The 18,903-nt window shown below is 68.2% G+C and carries 14 protein-coding genes and 2 pseudogenes; 10 read left to right on the top strand and 6 right to left on the bottom strand.

What is annotated here, in order from left to right:
- Positions 1-186 precede the first annotated feature (186 nt).
- Positions 187-539 (bottom strand): annotated as a pseudogene (locus tag M8J73_RS06810) (zinc-binding dehydrogenase); the annotation flags it as partial.
- Positions 540-728: 189 nt separating this feature from the next.
- On the opposite strand from M8J73_RS06810, the gene M8J73_RS06805 reads away from it, so the two are divergent.
- A complete protein-coding gene (locus M8J73_RS06805; RefSeq protein ID WP_055540499.1) occupies positions 729-1,319 on the top strand; it encodes a TetR/AcrR family transcriptional regulator in 591 nt (196 codons plus the stop codon).
- Positions 1,320-1,488: 169 nt separating this feature from the next.
- On the opposite strand, the gene M8J73_RS06800 is transcribed toward M8J73_RS06805, so the two are convergent.
- Positions 1,489-2,295, bottom strand: a complete 807-nt coding sequence (locus M8J73_RS06800; RefSeq protein WP_055540498.1) for a class II aldolase/adducin family protein — start codon at positions 2,293-2,295, stop codon at positions 1,489-1,491.
- Positions 2,296-2,335: 40 nt separating this feature from the next.
- Positions 2,336-3,877: an aldehyde dehydrogenase family protein gene (locus tag M8J73_RS06795; RefSeq protein ID WP_055540497.1), complete on the bottom strand. Its 1,542-nt coding sequence runs from the start codon at positions 3,875-3,877 to the stop codon at positions 2,336-2,338.
- 143 nt (positions 3,878-4,020) lie between these two features.
- On the opposite strand from M8J73_RS06795, the gene M8J73_RS06790 reads away from it, so the two are divergent.
- The 5 genes from M8J73_RS06790 (at position 4,021) to M8J73_RS06770 (ending at position 9,977) form a co-directional block, all read left to right on the top strand.
- Positions 4,021-4,992 carry an SMP-30/gluconolactonase/LRE family protein gene (locus M8J73_RS06790; protein WP_055540496.1) on the top strand — a complete coding sequence of 324 codons (972 nt, stop codon included), beginning with the start codon at positions 4,021-4,023 and terminating at the stop codon, positions 4,990-4,992.
- A 97-nt stretch (positions 4,993-5,089) separates the two neighbouring features.
- Positions 5,090-5,956, top strand: a complete 867-nt coding sequence (locus M8J73_RS06785) for an SDR family NAD(P)-dependent oxidoreductase (RefSeq protein WP_055540495.1) — start codon at positions 5,090-5,092, stop codon at positions 5,954-5,956.
- Between the two features lie 112 nt (positions 5,957-6,068).
- Positions 6,069-7,271 (top strand): amino acid deaminase/aldolase, encoded by a 1,203-nt coding sequence (locus M8J73_RS06780; RefSeq protein WP_055540509.1) that lies wholly within the window; start codon positions 6,069-6,071, stop codon positions 7,269-7,271.
- 42 nt (positions 7,272-7,313) lie between these two features.
- Positions 7,314-8,585, top strand: a complete 1,272-nt coding sequence (locus tag M8J73_RS06775; RefSeq protein ID WP_055540494.1) for an MFS transporter — start codon at positions 7,314-7,316, stop codon at positions 8,583-8,585.
- Positions 8,586-8,633: 48 nt separating this feature from the next.
- Positions 8,634-9,977, top strand: coding sequence for a D-arabinono-1,4-lactone oxidase (locus M8J73_RS06770; protein ID WP_055540493.1), 1,344 nt, complete (start codon positions 8,634-8,636; stop codon positions 9,975-9,977).
- A 118-nt stretch (positions 9,978-10,095) separates the two neighbouring features.
- On the opposite strand, the gene M8J73_RS06765 is transcribed toward M8J73_RS06770, so the two are convergent.
- The gene (locus M8J73_RS06765; protein WP_055540492.1) at positions 10,096-10,674 is read right to left on the bottom strand and encodes a hypothetical protein; all 579 of its coding nucleotides are present in this window, start codon (positions 10,672-10,674) and stop codon (positions 10,096-10,098) included.
- Here M8J73_RS06765 and M8J73_RS06760 point away from each other — a divergent pair.
- Genes M8J73_RS06760 through M8J73_RS06750 form a run of 3 tightly spaced genes read left to right on the top strand, consistent with a single transcriptional unit; the run spans position 10,673 to position 12,877 of the window.
- Positions 10,673-11,314, top strand: coding sequence for a cytochrome P450 (locus tag M8J73_RS06760; RefSeq protein ID WP_055540491.1), 642 nt, complete (start codon positions 10,673-10,675; stop codon positions 11,312-11,314). The two genes, M8J73_RS06765 and M8J73_RS06760, sit on opposite strands and share 2 nt — an antisense overlap.
- On the top strand, positions 11,311-12,552 hold the full coding sequence (locus M8J73_RS06755) for an NAD(P)/FAD-dependent oxidoreductase (RefSeq protein WP_055540490.1): 1,242 nt from the start codon (positions 11,311-11,313) through the stop codon (positions 12,550-12,552). The genes M8J73_RS06760 and M8J73_RS06755 overlap by 4 nt, the downstream gene beginning before the upstream one ends.
- Before the next feature lies 1 nt (position 12,553).
- Complete coding sequence (locus tag M8J73_RS06750) at positions 12,554-12,877, top strand: 2Fe-2S iron-sulfur cluster-binding protein (protein WP_055540508.1); 324 nt, start codon at positions 12,554-12,556, stop codon at positions 12,875-12,877.
- A 6-nt stretch (positions 12,878-12,883) separates the two neighbouring features.
- Here the strand turns inward: M8J73_RS06750 and M8J73_RS06745 are convergent.
- A pseudogene (locus M8J73_RS06745) lies at positions 12,884-13,357 on the bottom strand (IS5 family transposase); the annotation flags it as partial.
- 684 nt (positions 13,358-14,041) lie between these two features.
- Entirely contained in the window at positions 14,042-15,286 is a 1,245-nt protein-coding gene (locus tag M8J73_RS06735) for an MFS transporter (protein WP_249828346.1), read from the bottom strand.
- Between the two features lie 1,155 nt (positions 15,287-16,441).
- On the opposite strand from M8J73_RS06735, the gene M8J73_RS06725 reads away from it, so the two are divergent.
- Complete coding sequence (locus M8J73_RS06725) at positions 16,442-18,892, top strand: SpoIIE family protein phosphatase (RefSeq protein WP_055539738.1); 2,451 nt, start codon at positions 16,442-16,444, stop codon at positions 18,890-18,892.
- The last annotated feature ends 11 nt before the right edge of the window (positions 18,893-18,903 follow it).

Genomic DNA, 18,903 nt, shown 5'->3' with positions numbered 1-18,903 from the left:
TGGCACGCCGTGGCTCATCGACGTGCGACCCTCGGAACGGATCGAGCCTGAGGACGAGGTCAAGTTCGCCGCTGCTGCCGAGGTCGCACTGGTTGCCGGGTGGAATTATGCGGTCGTTTCTGGTTGGCGCGACCATGTAGTGGGCCTGATCGATACGTTCTCGGCCGGTCGAAGGCGCTTGACCGACCCACTGATCCCGACCGTCCGCGCCGGGCGTACCGCACCCGTTTCCACGACGGCGGCGTACGGTGGAGACGGCGTCGGGGATGATGGCGGCCCGGTCGAAGGGGAGGTCGTCCGGCAGGGCGATCAGGGCGTCCTCGCGAGCCACGGCGCACTCGGCCGAGCGTGACGGTGCACGTCTTCGCGACGGCGTCGACGGGGAACGCGGGACTGATGCTGCCGTCGATCAGGTGGACGCCGGACAGGCATACGCCCGCGGCCCACACCTCGACCAGCACCTCGCCCGGGCCGGGGGTGGGCACGGGGACCTCTTCGACGTGCCTGTCGGAGTCAAGGAACAGTCGGCACCGTCCCACGCGAAGCTCAGCGGCGCGTACCGCCGCCTCCTCGACCGTGGGGACCGAGCCCGCGGAGCCCGTCAGCGAGACATCGCCACCGTATCGGGTCACCTGACGACCGAATCGTAGTTGGTCGATCGTCCAAGACACCGGTTAGCATGGAGTGAGCATTTCACTCTTGATGAAACGGTGTACCGAATGTCTCGCATGGCAGCGAAGGATCGACGGGAAGAACTCATCGCCGCGGCGTTCCGCGTCATGGTCCGCGACGGAGTCGTCAAGACCACCACACGCGCTGTCGTCAACGAGGCGAAGATGCCACTCGGCGTCTTTCACTACTGCTTCAACTCACGTGAGGAGCTCCTGCAGGAGGTCATCACCCGCATCACGGACAGCGGCGTGGCCAAGGCCCGGAAAGTGTTCGAAGGAGAGGGCGACCTCGGCGCACGAATCGCCAAGAGCCTCTACACCTTCTGGGAGGGGGTCGAGCTCAACCCGGGAGAGCACCAGGTGGGGTACGAGCTCACCCACTACGCGTTGCGCCAGGAGGGCTTCGAGGATCTGGCCCGCCGGCAGTACGAGCACTACCTGGAGGTCCACGAGCAGCTCCTCGCGGAAGCTGCCGAGAGTGCGGGCATCAAGTGGACGGTGCCCCTTCCCGTTCTGGCCCGCTACCTCAACTCGGTGCTGGACGGTGTCACGCTGTGCTGGCTGGTCGACCGTAACAGCGAGCACACCCGTGAGGTGCTCCGCCTGACCGGCGAGCACCTGATGAGTCTCGCTGCCAAGGCTGACTGATGTTCGGATGACCATCCTGCGTCCGTCGGGGGGCGTCACCCTCTGCCCGATGAACGCACATTCAGAGGCGCGAGGCGCCTCCTCGCCGGAGCGGCCGCATCAGAAAGTCGGGTGGGGCCAATGGCCCCACCCGACTTGGTCCCGCACCGCTGTGTGTCAGCGAGTCATTTCAGTCGAACAGATCGGGCTGGTCTGCGGTGATCTGGTCCCACAGGGGGCGGAACTGGAACCAGCCCGGGAGGGGGCCGGAGATCTGGTCCCGCACCATCCGCGCCGTCTCGGGGTCGATGAGCTTCGGCTCACCGGCGGCCATGGCCAACAACTGGGCCTGGCACGAACGTTCCATGGTGATGAAGTACCAGGCCGCCTCGGCGACGGACTCCCCGACCGTCAGCAGCCCGTGGTTCTGCAGAACGACGGCCTTGCCCTCGCCCAGCGCCACACCGATCCGCCGGCCTTCCTCGGTGTCGTTCACCACTCCGCGGTAGTCGGAGTAGATGCCGTGGTCCTCGAAGAAGGCGCAGGCGTCCTGGGTGATCGGCTCGAGCGGGACGCCGAGGCTGGAGAAGGCCTTGCCGTGCAGGGAGTGGGTGTGTGCGGCCGCGACCACGTCCGGCCGGGCCCGGTGCACCTCCGAGTGGATGCAGAACGCGGCGTTGTTGACCGGACGCTTGCCCTGAAGGAGCTTGCCGTCATGGTCGACGAGGATCAGGTCGGAGACGCGGATCTGGCTGAACGACATCCCGAAGGGGTTGACCCAGAAGGCCGAGGGGTTCTCCGGGTCGCGGGCCGTGATGTGTCCGGCCACGCCTTCGGAGAAACCGAAGCGGGCGAACAGGCGGAAGGCGGCCGCGAGTTTCTGCTTGCGGACCTGACGCTCCTCCTCGACGCTCAGGTTCTGCTGGGGCAGTGGCAGGGTGACGCCTTCCGGCATGGCGCCGACGGACATGTGCGGGGCGGCGGCTGTCGTGGTCATCGGGATCTGGCCTTTCGTGATCTGGTGGGCGATGGCGCGGTTACTTGTTCCGGCGGCGCAGGCGGTTGCCGTACATGAGGTCCACCAGGCGCAGGATGGACCGGTAGGCCGAGGGGTCGAACGGGATCATGTGAAGGTCGCGCCGGGTCGGGAAGCGGTTCACGCTGACGGCCTGGAGCCGGGTGTACTTGCGGATTCCTTCGGCGCCGTGCCGTACGCCGAGGCCCGACTCCTTCCAGCCGCCCATGGGCAGGCCGAAGGCCATGTAGTTGGTCTGGGCGTCGTTGATGGTGACGCAGCCTGCCTCGAGACGCTCCGCGAGGTGTCGGGCACGCTTCATGTTCGAACCGATGATGGAGGCCTGCAGGCCGTAGGTGCTGTCGTTGACGAGCCGGACGGCCTCCTCGGCACTTGCGACCTTCATCACGGGCAGCGTGGGTCCGAACGTCTCCTCACGCATGCATTTCATGGTGTGGTCGACATCGACGAGCAGCGTTGGTTCGAAGAACCGGCCCGGGCCGGGGGCGGCGTGGCCCCCCACGAGGACGCGCGCCCCTCGGCTCACGGCGTCCTTCACGTGGTCCTCGACGATCGCCATCTGCGGCGGGAAGGTCATGGCGCCCACATCGGTGCTGCCCAGCCCTGCCGGCCTGCCGGAGGTGACCTCCTCGAACCGCTGGCGCAGCCTGGCGACGAACGCGTCGTACACCGGCTCCTCGACGTAGACGCGCTCCACCGAGGTGCACATCTGCCCCCCGTTGCACAGAGCACCGTGCAGGGTGACGTTCACCGCCCGCTCCAGCGAGGCATCGGCCAGCACGATCAGAGCGTCCTTGCCGCCGAGTTCGAGTGAGCACGGGACGAGCCGCTCGCCCGCCCGCGCGGCGACGGCCCGGCCGGTCTTCGTGGATCCGGTGAACATCACGAAGTCGGCGGCGTCGACCAGGGCCTGACCGGTGGCGCCGGCGCCGGTCACGACCTGGAAGACGTCCTTGGGCCAACCGCACTCACGGGTCATCTGCTCCATGAGCAGCGCGGTCAGCGGTGTGTACTCCGAGGGTTTGAGGACGACCGCGTTGCCGGCGGCCAGGGCCGGGATGGCGTCACCGAAGGAGTTGATCAACGGGTTGTTCCAGGGGCCGATGACCCCGACGACACCGAGTGGCACCCGGCGGGTGTACATGCTGCGGCCGAGCACGAACGGCGAGAGCGAGCGGATCTTCGCGTCGGCGAGGTAGTGCCGTGCACGCTTGGACCAGTAGGCGAAGGCGCTGACGCAGTAGACGATCTCGACGATCGCGTCCTCTTGAGTCTTGCCGTTCTCCGCGACGATGGAGTCGATGATCTCCTGCCGGTGAGTCAGCAGCCACTGGCGACCTCGTGTAAAGAATTCCGCACGGCTTCGGGCGCTCAGTTCAGCCCAGCCCGGCTGTGCCCGCCGGGCTCGTGCGACCGCTTGCGCCACCTCCTGCGGCGACGCGTCTGCGACGTGGCCGACCACTGCTCCGGTGGCCGGGTTGTCCACTGCGATGTGTGCGTCCGCCCGGGCGCCGTCGGGCGTGAGCGATCGAGTCTGAGCCACGGAAAAACTCCTGCCGGAACGTTGACTTCGGTTTGCCCAGAATGAGACGGTCACCCGTACAAGTCAAGTGTCTTGTACGGATGACCAACTTCGTTTGCGGCAGAGACATCACGCCCAAGGCCCGTCACCAAGGAGCGGCTGGAATGAAACGGACGACATCGGTCGCGTTGAGCGGTTTCGGCGTTCCCGAGTCACTGCGGTGGCATCAGGGAGCTCTGTGGTTCTCCGACCTGGCACACGGCACGGTGCACCGCTGGGACGGTACGGGAGAGGCCGAGACGGTCCTCAAGGTTCCCGGCCGGGCCGGCGGGCTCGGCTGGCTTCCGGACGGGCGCATGCTCGTCGCCTCCATGGACGGAGGCGTCGTGTACCGACTGGAGGCAGACGGCGAGCTCGTCGAGCACGCGGATCTGCGGCACCTCGTCGGCGGCCCGGTCAACGACATGCTCGTCGACCCGCACGGACGTGCGTACGTGGGCAACTTCGGCTTTGACTACCATGCGTTCGCACGCGAGCACGCCAACGCCATGCTCTACGCGCCGCCCGGCCCGACGAAGGCACCGATCGCATGCCTGGCCGCGGACGGGACCCTGCTCGGGGTGACCGAGCCGGTGCTCTTCCCCAACGGATGCGTCCTGACGGCCGACGGCGCGACCATGGTGGCGGCCGAAACCCTGGCCATGCGGCTCACCGCCTTCCCCGTGCTGCCCGACGGCACGCTCGGGGAGCCGCGCCCCTGGGCCCCGCTGATCTCGCCGTTCCTATGGCATGCGGTGAACCATCCGGGGCTTCTCGGCCGGATCACCCGCAGGATCTCGGCACTCCTGGACCACCCGGCCATCGCCAAGCGCTCCGCCTCACCGATCGCGCCCGACGGCATTGCCTGGCACGGCGACGGCGAGACGATGTGGATCGCGAACGCACTGCGCGGCGAATGCGTGCGCGTGGCCGAGGGCGGCCGCGTCCTCGACCGCGTGGCGACGAGCCAGAACACCCTGAGCTGCCTGGTCGCAGGTCAAGACGGGCGCACCCTGTTCGCCGCGACCGTGCCGACCGACGACCCCGTCCGCGCCGCGGAGCTGAACGGTGGTCGCATCGAGATGCTCCGGCTGTGAATCCCGAGGTAACAGCTGTGAATCCCCAGGTAACAACCGAAGACAATCTCCTATCGGACAGTTGACTTGGACATGCGACCAGGAGACTCTGTTGGCCATGAGTGAAGTGTCTGAAAACAGCCGGGTCCTTCTCGTCACCGGAGCAGCCTCCGGCATCGGGGCCGCGATCGCGCAGTCGGCGGTCGCACGCGGTCACCGCGTGATGCTGTCCGATGTCAACGAGCAGGCCGTACAGGCCAGGGCGCTCAGTCTCGGCAGCCGGGCCGCCGGCTGTGTCCTGGACATCCGGGATCCAGCGGCGTGGGTCAAGGCATTCGAAGCGACACAGGCCGCGTTCGGAGCCGTCGACGTGCTGGTCAACAACGCCGGCATCACCCACACCGGCCACGCAAGTGACCTCAGCCCGCACCAGCACCGCGACATCCTGGAGGTCAACCTGCTCGGCGCCATCACCGGCACCTGCACGGCGATCGAGCGGATGACCGCGCAGGGCCGCGGCCACATCATCACCGTCTGCAGTATGACGTCGTTCCTCCCGCTCCCCGGATACGCGACGTACTGCGGCTCGAAGCACGGGCTGCGGGCCTTTCACCACAGCGTGGCCCTGGAAGAACGCGACGGGCCACTGGACTTCACGATCATTCATCCTCCGTCCACCCGCACGGACATGCTTGAGCAGGAACTGGCCGACCCCGCATGCGCCATCTCCTTCGCCGAGAAGTCCTACGCGCCGGAGGAGATAGCCAAGACCGTCGTCGACGCGATCGTCTCCAAGCCGGTCGAGGTGGTGTTCCCTCCCCTGGGCGGACGTGTCCAGCGGATCGCCGGCGTCTTCCCCCGTCTGATGCGGTGGGTGATCCCGCTCGCCGAGGCCAAGGGAAGAAAGCGACGAGAGCGAATCATCGCCCCCACGGGCCGCCACCGGCCCGATGCGGCGCGGCCTTCGGACCGCTCCACCGTCTGACACGGTTCCCGGCCGCCGCTTACGGGGCCGGTCCACCGAACTACCGAGAAAGGGTGCGGATGTGAGCGCACATGTGGCGTCCTGGCCGGACGTGAAATCGGCCGCCTCCGCCATGGCCGGCTTCAGCGAGGTCCGGATGGCCCAACTGGAGCGGACCACCCAGCACTTGGATCCCCCGTTCGCCGTGGTGGACCTCGATGCCTTCGACGCCAACGCAGGTGATCTGGTGCACCGCGCGGGCGGTCGCGCCACGATCCGACTGGCCAGCAAGTCGGTCCGCAGCCGCGACCTGATCCAGCGCGTCCTGAAGCGCCAGGGCTACCGGGGCATTCTCGCCTTCACCCTGCCCGAAGCCCTGTGGCTGGCCGAGGACCACGAGGACGTGGTCATCGGCTACCCGACCGCGGACCGCGCCGCGTTGCAGCAGCTGGCCAAGGACGAGCGGGCGGCCTCACGCGTCACCCTCATGATCGACTCCGTCACCCAGCTGGACTTCATCGACGAGGCCGTCGGTGCCGCCCGCCCCCGGCTGCGGCTGTGCATCGATCTGGACGCCTCCCTGGAACTGGCCGGCGGACGCATCCACCTGGGCCCGTACCGCTCCCCCGTGCACACCCCGCACCAGGCTGTCACGCTTGCCCGGGCGATCCAGAGCCGTCAGGGGTTCCACCTGGCCGGGGTCATGTCCTACGAAGGACAGATCGCCGGCATGGGTGACAACCAGCCCGGATCCCCTCTCAAGCGCGTCGCGCTCCGCGCCATGCAGCGTCTGTCGGCACGTGAGCTGGCCGACCGGCGCGCCGCCGCCATCGCCGCAGTCGAGACCGTCGCCCCGCTGGAGTTCGTCAACGGCGGCGGCACCGGCTCCGTGGAGCAGACCTCCGCCGAGCACGTCATCACTGAGATCGGCGCGGGTTCGGGCCTGTACGGACCGGGATTGTTCGACTTCTACCGACGCTTCCGTCCCCGGCCCGCCGCCTACTTCGTCATGCCGGTCGTACGCCGTCCCACGGACAAGATCGCCACCGTACTCGGGGGCGGCTGGGTCGCCTCCGGCCCGCCCGGCCTCGACCGTCTGCCCACCCTCAGCTGGCCCCGGGGCCTGCGGATGAACCCGCTGGAAGGAGCGGGGGAAGTCCAGACACCGGTGCTCGGTCCGGCAGCTCACGGGCTACGCCTCGGCGACCAGGTGTGGTTCCGGCACGCCAAAGCCGGCGAACTGTGCGAGCGGGTGAACACCCTCCACCTGGTCTCCGGCAGCGAAATCGTCGGCCAGGTCCCCACCTATCGGGGTGAAGGACACGCCTTCCTCTGACCCATCTCCCCCATCCGCGGCCCACCTTCTCCCGGAGGCCCGATGCTCCCCGACTTCAACTCACCCGCTCCTGCCCTTGCAAGACCCCTCGGCCAGGCCACCGCCCAAGGACCGGCCGAGCCCGTCTCGCGCCGCTGGACCACTCTGTACGGCCTGGTGTGGTTCGGCTTCTGGATGGCAAACCTCGTCCCCCTCCAACTGCTGCTTCCCCAGCAGCTGGAGGCAATCGATCCGGCCTCGAAGGTCTACGACTTCGCCATCGTCAACGGGGTCTCGGGGCTGGTCGCACTCGTCGCCCTGCCCCTGTGCGGCGCCCTGTGCGACCGTTCACGCAGCCGCTTCGGCCGACGCAGACTCTGGCTCACGGCGGGCGCTGTCGCCTTCGCCGTCGGGCTGATCGTCACCGGCGCTCAGACCAGTGTGACCGGTGTGGTCGTGGCGTGGGCGGCCAGCATGATCGGTCTCAGCGCAGCCACCGCCGGGCTCACCGCCATCATCGCCGACCGCGTTCCCGAGGACCAGCGCGGCATGATCTCCAGCGCCATCTACGGTCCCCAGGCCCTCGGCGTGGTCGTCGGCATCGCTCTCGTGTCGGCCTTCGGACTCTCCCCCATGTCCGGGTTCGCCGTCATCGCGGTCCTGCTGATCGTCTGTCTGGTGCCGTTCCTGGCCGCCCATCGCGACATCGCCTTCAACGTCGAGGCGCCGCTCAGCGTCGCGGAACTGCTCGTGTCGATGGGCAGCTCGCTCAGGAACCGGGAATTCGCCTGGGCCTTCGGCGGACGGCTCCTGGTCAATCTGGCGAACTCGCTGGGCACGTGTTACACGCTCTACTTCCTCAGCGATGGCCTCAACGTCCCCGATCCGGCCGGCAGCCTGCTGGTCTGCACCGTTCTCTATCTCCTGGCCGGTCTTCTGGCCACCGCCGCCGCCGGTGTGCTGTCCGACCGCCTCGGCCGACGACGGATCTTCGTCGCCCTGGCGGCGCTGCTCCAGGCTGCTTCCGGCTTCCTGCTGGCGAGCGCCCCAAACCTCACCGTCATGATGGTGACATCCGCTCTCATGGGCGCCGGCTTCGGTGCGTACATGGCCGTCGACCAGGCTCTGATCACACAAGTGCTCCCCGACGCCGAGAGCCGGGCCAAGGACCTCGGCATCATGAACATCGGCTCGGTCGTTCCCCCGGCGATCGCCCCGTTGATCGCCGGAGCGATCATCAGTTCACAGCACGGCTACCCACTTCTCTTCGCGCTCGTAGGTGCGACCGCCGCCGTCGGAGCGGTCCTCGTCTACCGCATCCGTTCCGTCCGCTAGATACGCGCATGGCACCACCACCCAGCTCACCGAGGGGAGAAGAGGGACATGGCAACGACCCGCTACGGCGCGCACGCGGGTAAGGACCGCGCGAACAGGGGTGTGTGGCGGAACTGGGCCGGGAACGTCACGGCCCGCCCGGTGAGGGACGTCGCACCCGCCTCGGTCGAGGAGCTCTGCGCCGTTGTGCGCGAGGCCGCCGAGGACGGCCTGCCGGTGAAGCCCGTCGGCAGCGGCCACTCGTTCACCGCCGCTGCCGCGGCGGAGGGCATGCTGATACGGCCTGACCGCCTGACCGGCATTCGCGCCATCGACCGGGAGGCCAAAACCGTGACCGTGGAAGCGGGCACACGGCTCAGGGACCTGAACGTCGCCCTGGCCCGGGAAGGCCTGTCGCTCACCAACATGGGCGACATCATGGAGCAGACCGTCGCCGGCGCGACCAGTACGGGCACCCACGGCACGGGCCGCAACTCGGCCGCGATCGCGGCACAGATACGCGGCCTGGAACTGGTGACGGCGGACGGCTCGTTGCTCACGTGCTCCGAGAAGGAAAACCCGGACGTGTTCGCCTCCGCACGCATCGGGCTGGGCGCGCTCGGGGTCGTCAGTGCCCTCACGTTCGCCGTGGAACCGCTGTTCCTTCTCACCGCGCACGACGAACCGATGACGTTCGACGGGGTCACCGCGGCCTTCGACGAACTCCACGCGGCCAACGAGCACTTCGAGTTCTACTGGTTCCCGCACACCGGAAACTGCAACACCCTGCGCAACAACCGCAGCACAGGTCCGCTCGCCCCGATGGGCCGGTTCAGAGGCTGGTTCGAGGACGAGTTTCTCTCCAACGGTGTTTTCCAGGCCATCAACTCGCTGGGGCGGGCCGTGCCCGCCGCCGTCCCGGCCATAGCGAGGGTGTCGAGCCGGGCTCTTTCCGCCCGCACCTACACGGACATCCCGTACAAGGTCTTCACATCCCCCCGCCGCGTGAAGATGATCGAGATGGAGTACGCCCTCCCGCGCGAGGCACTGATCGACGCCCTGCGCGAGGTGAAGGCCATGGTCGACCGTTCGGATCTGCGGATCAGCTTTCCCGTCGAAGTGCGTACAGCACCGGCGGACGACATCACCCTCTCCACGGCGTCGGGCCGTGAGAGCGGATACATCGCCGTCCACACCTACCGGGGCATGCCCTTCCGTGAGTACTTCGCCGCGGCGGAGCGCATCTTCACCGCGCACGGCGGACGCCCGCACTGGGGCAAGCTGCACACACGTGACGCCGACTACTTCGCGGCGGCGTATCCACGCTTCGGTGAATTCACCGCACTGCGTGACCGCCTCGATCCGGATCGGCGCTTCGCCAACGCATACCTGCGACGAGTCCTGGGCGACTGACCCGGCCCTGTCCACAACTCATCACAGAAAGGTGGTAGTTAAACCCATGTCCTCCACACAGCTGACTTCGGTGGCAGATCTTCCCGCCATTGAGGACTTGATCCCGTTCGACGATTTCTCACGCGACTTCGTGGAAGCGGCACGGGAGTTGCGGGGCCGAGAAGGAACCGACTTCCTCCGGGGCCCGATGAACAGTCTCGTCGTGCTCCGTAACAAGGACGCCAGAACGCTTGCGGCGAATCCGGCGTTGGGCAACGTGCCCGCGGACATCGTCCTGTGGATGGCCACCGAAGCGGATCTCGGCTCCGGGCCCGTGACCAAACCGGATCCCGAACAGACCGAAGGGTACGGCAGGTTCCTGCGGAACCAGGTGTTCACCACCAACCCTCCGCTGCATCAGCCGTACCGCAATCTCCTGGTCCGGCAACTGATGCCCCGGAACATCCTCCGTTTCGCTCCCGCCGCCGAACGCCTCGCACAGGAACTTGTCGAGGAGTGCGCCGGGCGCGACCGGACCGACTTCTCCCGGGAGTTCGCCGGACGGTTCGTCACCCGCTTCTGGGCCGAGCAACTCGGCCTGAGCAGGGACCAGGCGGCGCACGTCCAGCACCTCATGGAGGAGATGAGCCTGACATTCCTGCTCACCCGCACGCCCGAGCAAGTCGCAGCGCCTGTTCTCAGCTGCGGCGACGTACATGGACGTCGTCGGAGAAGCCGTTCAAAAGGCCTGGTCGGACGGAGGCAACGCGCTCCTCGACGACATGGCGGCCGAACTCACCACGATCGACATGGAGGGCAGGCCGGAGGACATCGGCTCGTTGGTGGCCTCGAACTTCTTCGACGGCTTCCACACGATCGGTGTGGCGATCGAGAACGTGGTCTTCCGCATGCTGAGCGACGGGACGGCCCTGGAGCAGGTCCGTGCCGACCCGGCGTTGGTCACCAGTGTCTTCTACGAGGGCACACGTCTGGAGTCCCCGCTGATGCTCAGTCAGCGACTGACGCTGCAGGACGTCGAGTACAACGGCGTCCTTGTCCCCGCCGGCACGCCGGTCGTCATGATGTGGGCCGCGGCGAATCGCGATCCCGAGGTCTTCGACGACCCCGACAGCTACCGGCTGACCCGGCAGATCCAGCACGGCGCGACCTTCGGCGGCGGTGCCCATCTGTGCCCAGGCAGGAACGTGGCCCGGATGCTCACCGAGATCGCCGTGACCGCGCTGACCGCGCCCGATGTCGAGATCGCACTGGTCGCGGACGATCACGAATGGGCGGCCCACTCCATGATGCGGCAGCTGACGGCGTTGCCGGTCACCATCCGACGGGTGCACCGGTGAAGACCGTCGTCATCGTCGGTGCGGGACAGGCCGGCTCGGAACTGGCCGTGGCACTGCGGCAGAACGGTTTCAGCGACCGGATCCTGCTCGTCGGGGCCGAACCCCACCTGCCCTACCAGCGCCCGCCGCTGTCCAAAGCGTTCCTGCACGGCAAAGTCGATCAGGTGGCACTGCGGACTCGCGCCCCGGATGCCTTCACCAACGCCGGCATCGAGATCGAACTCGACACTGCCGCGGTCGGGATCGACCGCCGGACACGATCCGTCGCCCTGGCCGACGGCCGCACGCTGCGCTACGACAAGCTGGCCCTCACCACCGGTGGCAGTCCGCGTCCTCTCCGATTCGGCCCCGGCCACGTCGCAGGCAGGACTCTGCATCACCTCGACGACGCGATCGCGCTGCGTCAGGAACTGCAGTCCGGTGGAACCCTGCTGATCGTCGGTGGCGGATTCATCGGCCTGGAGACGGCGGCCGCCGCGGCCGACATGGGGATCGCGGTGACGCTCGTAGAGGCCCAGCCGCGAGTCCTGGCCCGGACGTGCCCACCGGCCGTCTCCGCCTTCGTCGAACGCGAGCACCGCAGTAATGGTGTCGATCTGCGCACAGGGGTGTCCGTCCGCAGCGTCGCCCGGCGCGACGGAGCCCTCCTTGCCGAACTCAGCGATGACACCGTGGTCAGAGCCGACCTGATCCTGACCGGCGTGGGGATCGCTCCGAACGACACCCTCGCCGCCACCGCGGGACTGGCCGTCGACGACGGTGTCCTGGTCGACGCCGTGGCCCGGACCGAGGACCCCGACATCGTCGCCGCGGGCGACTGCACACGACAGTGGCACGGTTTCCTCGGCCGCAGCGTACGCCTCGAATCCGTTCAGAACGCTACTGACCAGGCCAGAATCGCGGCCCGGACCCTGTGCGGAAGGCCGACCGAGCGCTTTACGGCGCCCTGGTTCTGGTCCGATCAGTACGACCACAAACTCCAGATGGCCGGCCTGCCGCAGACCGGCGACACAGCTGTCGTCCGCGGCGACCCGGAATCGAACTCCTTCAGCGTGGTGTATCTGCGCAACGGCATCATCACCGGCCTGCACGCGGTCAACCGGCCGCGGGATTTCACGGCCGCCCGGCAACTCGTCACGGCCCGGGCCGCCATGACCGGGGATGAAGCCGCCTCCGAAGATCTCCCGCTGTCCGAACTGATGAAGCGACACCAATTCACCACAGAAAGGCGTGCCTGACGTGCCAGTGATCAAGTTCATCGAGGCCGACGGAACACCGCACCCCGTGGAGGCCGTCGTCGGCCAGAGCCTCAAGCAAGCGGCACTCGACCATCTCGTGCCCGGCATCATCGGCGACTGCGGCGGCTGCGCTTCCTGCGGAACGTGTCACGCCTACATCGACGAGAAGCACCTGCCGCTCCTCCCTCCGGCTGACGAAAACGAGGAGATGATCCTCGAGGGGGTACCGGCGGCACGCAACTTCAACAGCCGCCTCACCTGCCAAATCCCTGTGACAGCCGACATGGCCGGGATGGAGGTACACATTCCTGACACTCAGTTCTAAGAGCTTCTAACGGAATGCGACCCGCAGGCGGCGCCCGCAGATCAGCGAGCAGGCGAGCTTGAGGAACGCCTCGTGGATGTCGTCGCGGATCTCCCAGCGGATACGTAGGCGGCCGAACCAGTGCAGCAGCGCGATCGTCTGCTCGACCACCCACCGCTTGGTGCCCAGGCCGGAACCGTGGTCAGTGCCACGACGGGCGATCACGGGCTTGATGCCCTTCGCCCAGACCTGGCGGCGGTAGCAGTCGTGGTCATAGCCGCGGTCTGCCTAGAGCTCCCGCGGTCGCTGCCGCGGTCATCCTCGCTTGCCGCGGATCGGTAGGACCGCCTGCAGAAGCGGCATGAGCTGGGTGATGTCATTGCGGTTGCCGCCGGTCAGCGCCACCGCGAGCGGGACGCCGGTGGCATCGCAGATCACGTGATGCTTGGAGCCCGACCGTCCCCGGTCGACCGGGCTCCGACCGGTTTTGGGCCGCCCGGCGGCGGGCAACTCGACGACGCGCAACTGTCCGCCGTCTTTCAGGGCGTCGATCCAGCCTCGTTCCCCGCAACGGTCACCGTCGCCGGGTCGATGCCCGTTCCGATCGAGGACGAGTTCTCCTTCGGACTCGAACTTCTTTTCAGCGGGCTTGCCCAGCTGCGCGACGACGCCTGACCAGCCAGGACGATGCGGACCTGAGGCCGCCCGCCCACGGGGTGTCATCTCGGTCGGCATGGAGCGAGGCTGTCAGGGACTCGTGATCGACCCGCCGGCTCCGGCCAAGGGTGAATGCGCCGGCCGAACCGGCCCACCGGTGCCCGCCCGAGGAAAGCCGTCCGCCCCGGGCACCCAACGCTGCAGTGCCCGCGGCAGACGAGTTGAGCAACCGCTCGTGGTGAGCCTACGGGGATGCTGTCGAACCTCCCCAGCGGAGTCTGTCCGTCACTGCCCGGCGGCGGCAAGGGCGCTGTGCTTCTCCCGAGCGCATGCGGCAGGTCGAGTGCGGCAGGACAGGTGACCAACGAGGCCCCCGAGCAGCGTTGTTGAGACCTCAGGCATCTCGATCGACAGCTCAGGGGCCTCGCTCGTTGCGCTTCGCAGCCTGTCACCTGATCAGGGACCAGCTCGAAGAAGCTCAATATGTCGCGCGGTGCTGAGCCGGGAGACGGATGGCCCGGCCCGGGCTCACGCTTGCAGGGTCTCTTGCGGGCTGGCCTTCCGGAGGAGGGGCAGCAGTGCGGCCGCCACGAGCGCGCAGGCGAGGCCGAGGGCGCCGACGGCCGTCGTGAGGTGGCCGGTGGTGGACTTGAGGGTGAGCAGGGCGGGTGGGCAGAGGAACTGCCCGAGGAAGAACGACGCGATCCACAGTCCGGTGCCCCGGCCACGGTTGCGGTATTCCAGCTTCGACATGGCCCAGGTGAGCAGCGTGGGCAGCAGAAGGCCGGTGCCGATGCAGTTCAGGAAGGTGCCGAAGATCAGAATCGCCACGTTGTGGGCCAGGCTGATCAGTACGAACCCTGCTGCGCACAAGGCGAAGATCGCGGCCAGTCTGCGCTCCGGCCGGCCGATCATCGAGGCGAAGATGACCGAGCCGATGACCGTGGCCGTGCTGGCAATTGCGGTGACCATGCCGATGAGGGTGCTGGACTGTATGCCCAGGCCGTTCATCAGGTAGGCCGTCTCGGCCGGGACGACGTAGAAGACGATGCCACCGAACACCGAGAGCAGGCAGACGCCGGCCAACCGGCCGACCGAGGAGGGCCGATGCCCGACGGTGAGCGCCTCGTCCACGGGGGCGACCGGCCCGGGCTTGGACAGGAACGCGGCCATCGCGGGGGCGAGGAGCAGCCCGACGGCGTAGAGCTGGAACGGGGCGCGCCAGTCCGTGGTGGCCATCGCCCCGCCGAGTATGAAGAAGGCGGTGGCGGAAATGGTGGCGCACACCGTCTGCAGGGCCAGGTAGCGGTCGCGTGCCCGGCCCGTGTAGTAGTCGCCGATCAGCGTCGTGCAGGAGGTCAGGACGAAGGCCTCGGCGACACCGAGGAGGGCACGGCTGGCCACGATGGCACCGAGCGACTCCAGCCACAGCGGAGCGGTGCCGAACAGCGCGTACAGGACGGTCGCGACGATCAGCGGAATCCTGCGTCCCAGGCGGTCGAGCAGGACACCCGCGAGGGGGGCGACCAGGGCGACCGTGAGCGCGGGAATCGTGAGGATCAACGGGACCAGTACGTCCGCGTCCGGCACCGTCCTGAACAGCTCCTGCAGCTTCGGCAGCACGGGAGCGAGTAGCACCGCGCCGAGGACCGGCAGACAACTCCCGCTCATCAGGATCGTCAAGCGCAGACTGCCCCCGGATTCCGGCACGGGCTCGGTGCTCCGGACGGCGAAACCGTCGGTGGGGACGGGTGAGGAGGTGAAACCGGGCACGCAAGGCCTCCACGTGGGCGGTGGCAGGGCACGTGGCTGGCTGCCGCGTGGCGTTGCCACACCGCGGAGCGCCAGTGCACCGAAGGGAAACGCCCGGAGGAATGAGGGGGCGTCTTGACTTGCACGACTATTGGGCAAGTTACTCCCTGTCGCCTACCCCTTACGCCATTCAACTGGCAGATCTCACCTATCCATCCTCTGGATGGTTCCCGGTGCCCGATCTCCCGCCCGGAGGTCGGTTTAGGGGGCCGGCCGGCGGCAACGCTGCAACACCCACACCCTTTTGCCGCTCGCACCGTCTCCAGACCGTCCCGGCTGGAACCCCCCGCGGCAACCCGCACACCCTCGCCCCAGGCCCGCCGGCGCGCCGGCATCGACAAACGCCAGCGAGCCTTGACCGCACTCGCCGCCCTGGAACGGCAGGGCAGAAAGATCAACCACGCCGCGGTCGGTCGCCCGCACCGCTTGGCCTGGCTGAGCTGACCGAGGCGCTGGCAGCGGATGCTGCGCCGGAGGAGCCGGTTCGGCCGTCACCAGTCCCGGCCGTGGTGAACGAGCCCGTGGCACGGTTCAGTGATCCCCGGGTGGCTCGAGGGTTTCACCACAGGGTCGGTGGCAGGCGAGGCGACGTCTCATGAGCACGGCCATCGACCACTGCACGACGGCTTCGCTGATGGCGGGCCGCGTCTCGCCGTCGCGGGCCAGACGCCGCGAGCGCGACAGCCGGCCCAGGGTGCGCTCCACGCACCAGCGTCGAGGCAGCACGGCGAAGCCGCGCATGTCGTCGCTGCGCTTGACGATTTCCAGAGTGAGGCGGAGTCCTACCTGGCCCAGTCGGCGAGGGAGCGGTCCCGGAGGCCCTGGACGTACCGACCGCTCGTGCGACTGCGCGGACGGGCTCTGTCGAGAGGGGCGCATCGTGTCCGTTGCAGACTGCCCGGCGGATCCGCTGTTCCACTCCTGCCCGCGGACAAAGATCCGCACAGTGACCATCGGATGGCCGACATGTCTGACATGCCTGATGTGACTGAAGATCCTAGCCGGGCGTCGCCGGGTGAAGCGTAGCAACATGGGGATACAAGGTCGGCCTGCAAACTGGTGTCGGCAGGCGGAAGCCCCCCGAAGCCCCCGGGCCCCGGTAGAAGCGAGACGGCGATGGAACACCGACGGATCCCGGCCGCTGCACGGCTGGGCCAGCCTGGCGACGTGTTCGATGACGGTGGCGCGGCCTGGGCTGTCGTCGATCAGCAGGGCATCGTGACGGGGTGGAGCGAAGGCGCCCGCCAGTTGCTGGGCCATCGGCCGGACGAGGTCGTCGGGAAGCCGGCCGTACGCCTCCTCGATGAGGATCTTCCCCCGGAGACGCTGCGCGAGATCAAGGCGCTGCGGAGGTGGAGTGGCCGGGTGCGGCTGAGGCACCGCAATGGGCACCGAGTGGAGTGCGGTTTGATCGCTCATGACCGGACAAAGAGCGACACGGGCTCGGATTGGTTGCTGGTCTGTCCCATCACAGGGGCCATCACCCCGGAGGACAAGCCGCTTATAGAGCAGAGCTTCCAACAGTCTCCCTGCTGCGCGTTGAATCTGTTCGACACGCATGCGCGCCTGCGCCGGGCCAACGCCTACGCGGAAAGCGCCCTGGGGCTCACCGAGGCTGAGATGCGAGGACTGCGGGTCTCGGAGTTCGACCTCGACCCGGAAATCGCACGGATCGAGCGGGCTGTCGGTCAGGCACTGGAGACCGGCGAGCCACAGCACCTGGAGACCTACGGGCAGACCCCTGGCGAGAGCCGGGAGCATGCTTGGTCCATGCACGCGTACCCGGTGCGGGACGAGAGCGGTGCCGTGCGCGGAGTGGGCGTCGCGGGCCATGACATGACCGAACAGTACTGGGCGCGCAAGCGGCTGCAACTGCTCAACGATGCCAGCGTCCTCATCGGCAGCACCCTTGACGTGGCGCGCACGGCCCAGGAACTGGCGGAGGTGGCCGTCCCGGAGTTCGCCGACTTCGCCACCGTCGATCTACTCGTCGGCTCCGGCCCGCGCCCTGGGACCGCCCACCCGGGAGCGGTCCGTCTGCGCCGTGTGGCGCACCAGTCCATACTCCCGGGCATTCCTGAGGCGGTCGTCCCCCTCGGCGAGGTGGACGCCTACGCCGTGGATTCCCCGACGGCCGAGTGCCTGGCCACAGGCAAGGCCGTGCTCCGCGCGGAATTCGACGCATCGAATGCTGACTGGTCGATGGGCCACCCGAGCCGGGAAGCCGCAGTCCGCGCATTCAAGATGCACTCCGTCATGGCCGTGCCCCTTCGTGCTCGCGGCACCACCTTCGGCATTGCCGTCTTCATCCGGCACCAGCGGCAGGAGCCCTTCAGCGAGGACGATCTGCTGCTGGCAGAAGAGCTCACCGGCCGGGCAGCCGTGTTCATCGACAACGCCCGCCGGTACACCCACGAGCGCGACACCGCGACGGCACTGCAGAAGACCCTGCTGCCGCAACAACTGCCGCAGCCGACGGCCGTGGAAGTCGCCTCCCGGTATCTGCCTGCCAGCGCGCTCGCCGGAGTGGGCGGCGACTGGTTCGACGTCATCCCGCTGTCCAGCGCACGGGTAGCCCTGGTCGTCGGCGACGTGGTCGGGCACGGCATTCAGGCGGCGGCCACCATGGGACAGCTGCGCACCGCCGTGCGCACTCTCGCCGACGTCGACCTGCAGCCGGACGAACTGCTCATCCACTTGGACGATCTGGTCGTCCGGCTGGCGGCAGACGCAGACACGGGCGGCGCGTCGCCGGCCGACCAGGTCGCCGAGGCCGCCGGGGGGCTGGGCGCCACCTGTCTGTACGCCGTGTACGACCCGGTCTCACAAACGTGCACACTGGCCAGCGCCGGCCATCCCATGCCTGCCCTGCTCACCCCCGAAGGAACCGTGGACTTCCTGGACGCGCCCGTCGGCCCCCCGCTTGGCCTGGGGGGCCTGCCGTTCGAGGCCACCAAGGTCGCGCTTCCTGAGGGGAGCATCCTCGCCCTCTACACCGACGGCCTGATCGGGTCCCGCAACCTGGACATCGACGAGGGGCTGGCGCGGCTACGCACAGCGCTCGCCCGGCCCGCCGTCGGCCTGGACAACCTCTGCGACACAGTGATCAGCGCGCTCCCGCCCGAGGTCCGCACGGACGACATCGCCCTGCTCATCGCCCGCACCCACACCCTCGACGCCCGGCATGTCGCCTCCTGGGACCTGCCCGCCGACCCGGCGATCGTGGCCCAGGCCCGCAGGCTCGTCGCCGCCCAGCTCATGGCCTGGGACCTGATGGAAGTATCCTTCGTCACCGAATTGATCATCAGCGAACTGGTCACCAACGCCATCCGCCATGCCGCCCCGCCCATCCAGCTACGGCTGATCCACGACCGCCACCTCATCTGCGAGGTCTCCGACGCCAGCAACACGGCCCCCCACCTGCGCCGGGCCCAGACCTACGACGAGGGCGGCCGTGGTTTGCTGCTGGTGGCCCAGCTGACCCGCGGCTGGGGCACCCGCCACGGCGAGACCGGCAAGACCATCTGGGCAGAACAGGCCCTCGACGCAACCCAGCCCGGCATGTGAAGTCCCACCGG

Source organism: Streptomyces neyagawaensis (assembly GCF_023516595.1).
Taxonomy (GTDB): Bacteria; Actinomycetota; Actinomycetes; order Streptomycetales; family Streptomycetaceae; genus Streptomyces; species Streptomyces neyagawaensis.
Note: the sequence above shows the minus strand (reverse complement) of the source record. Positions and strands in the feature narration are given on the sequence as shown.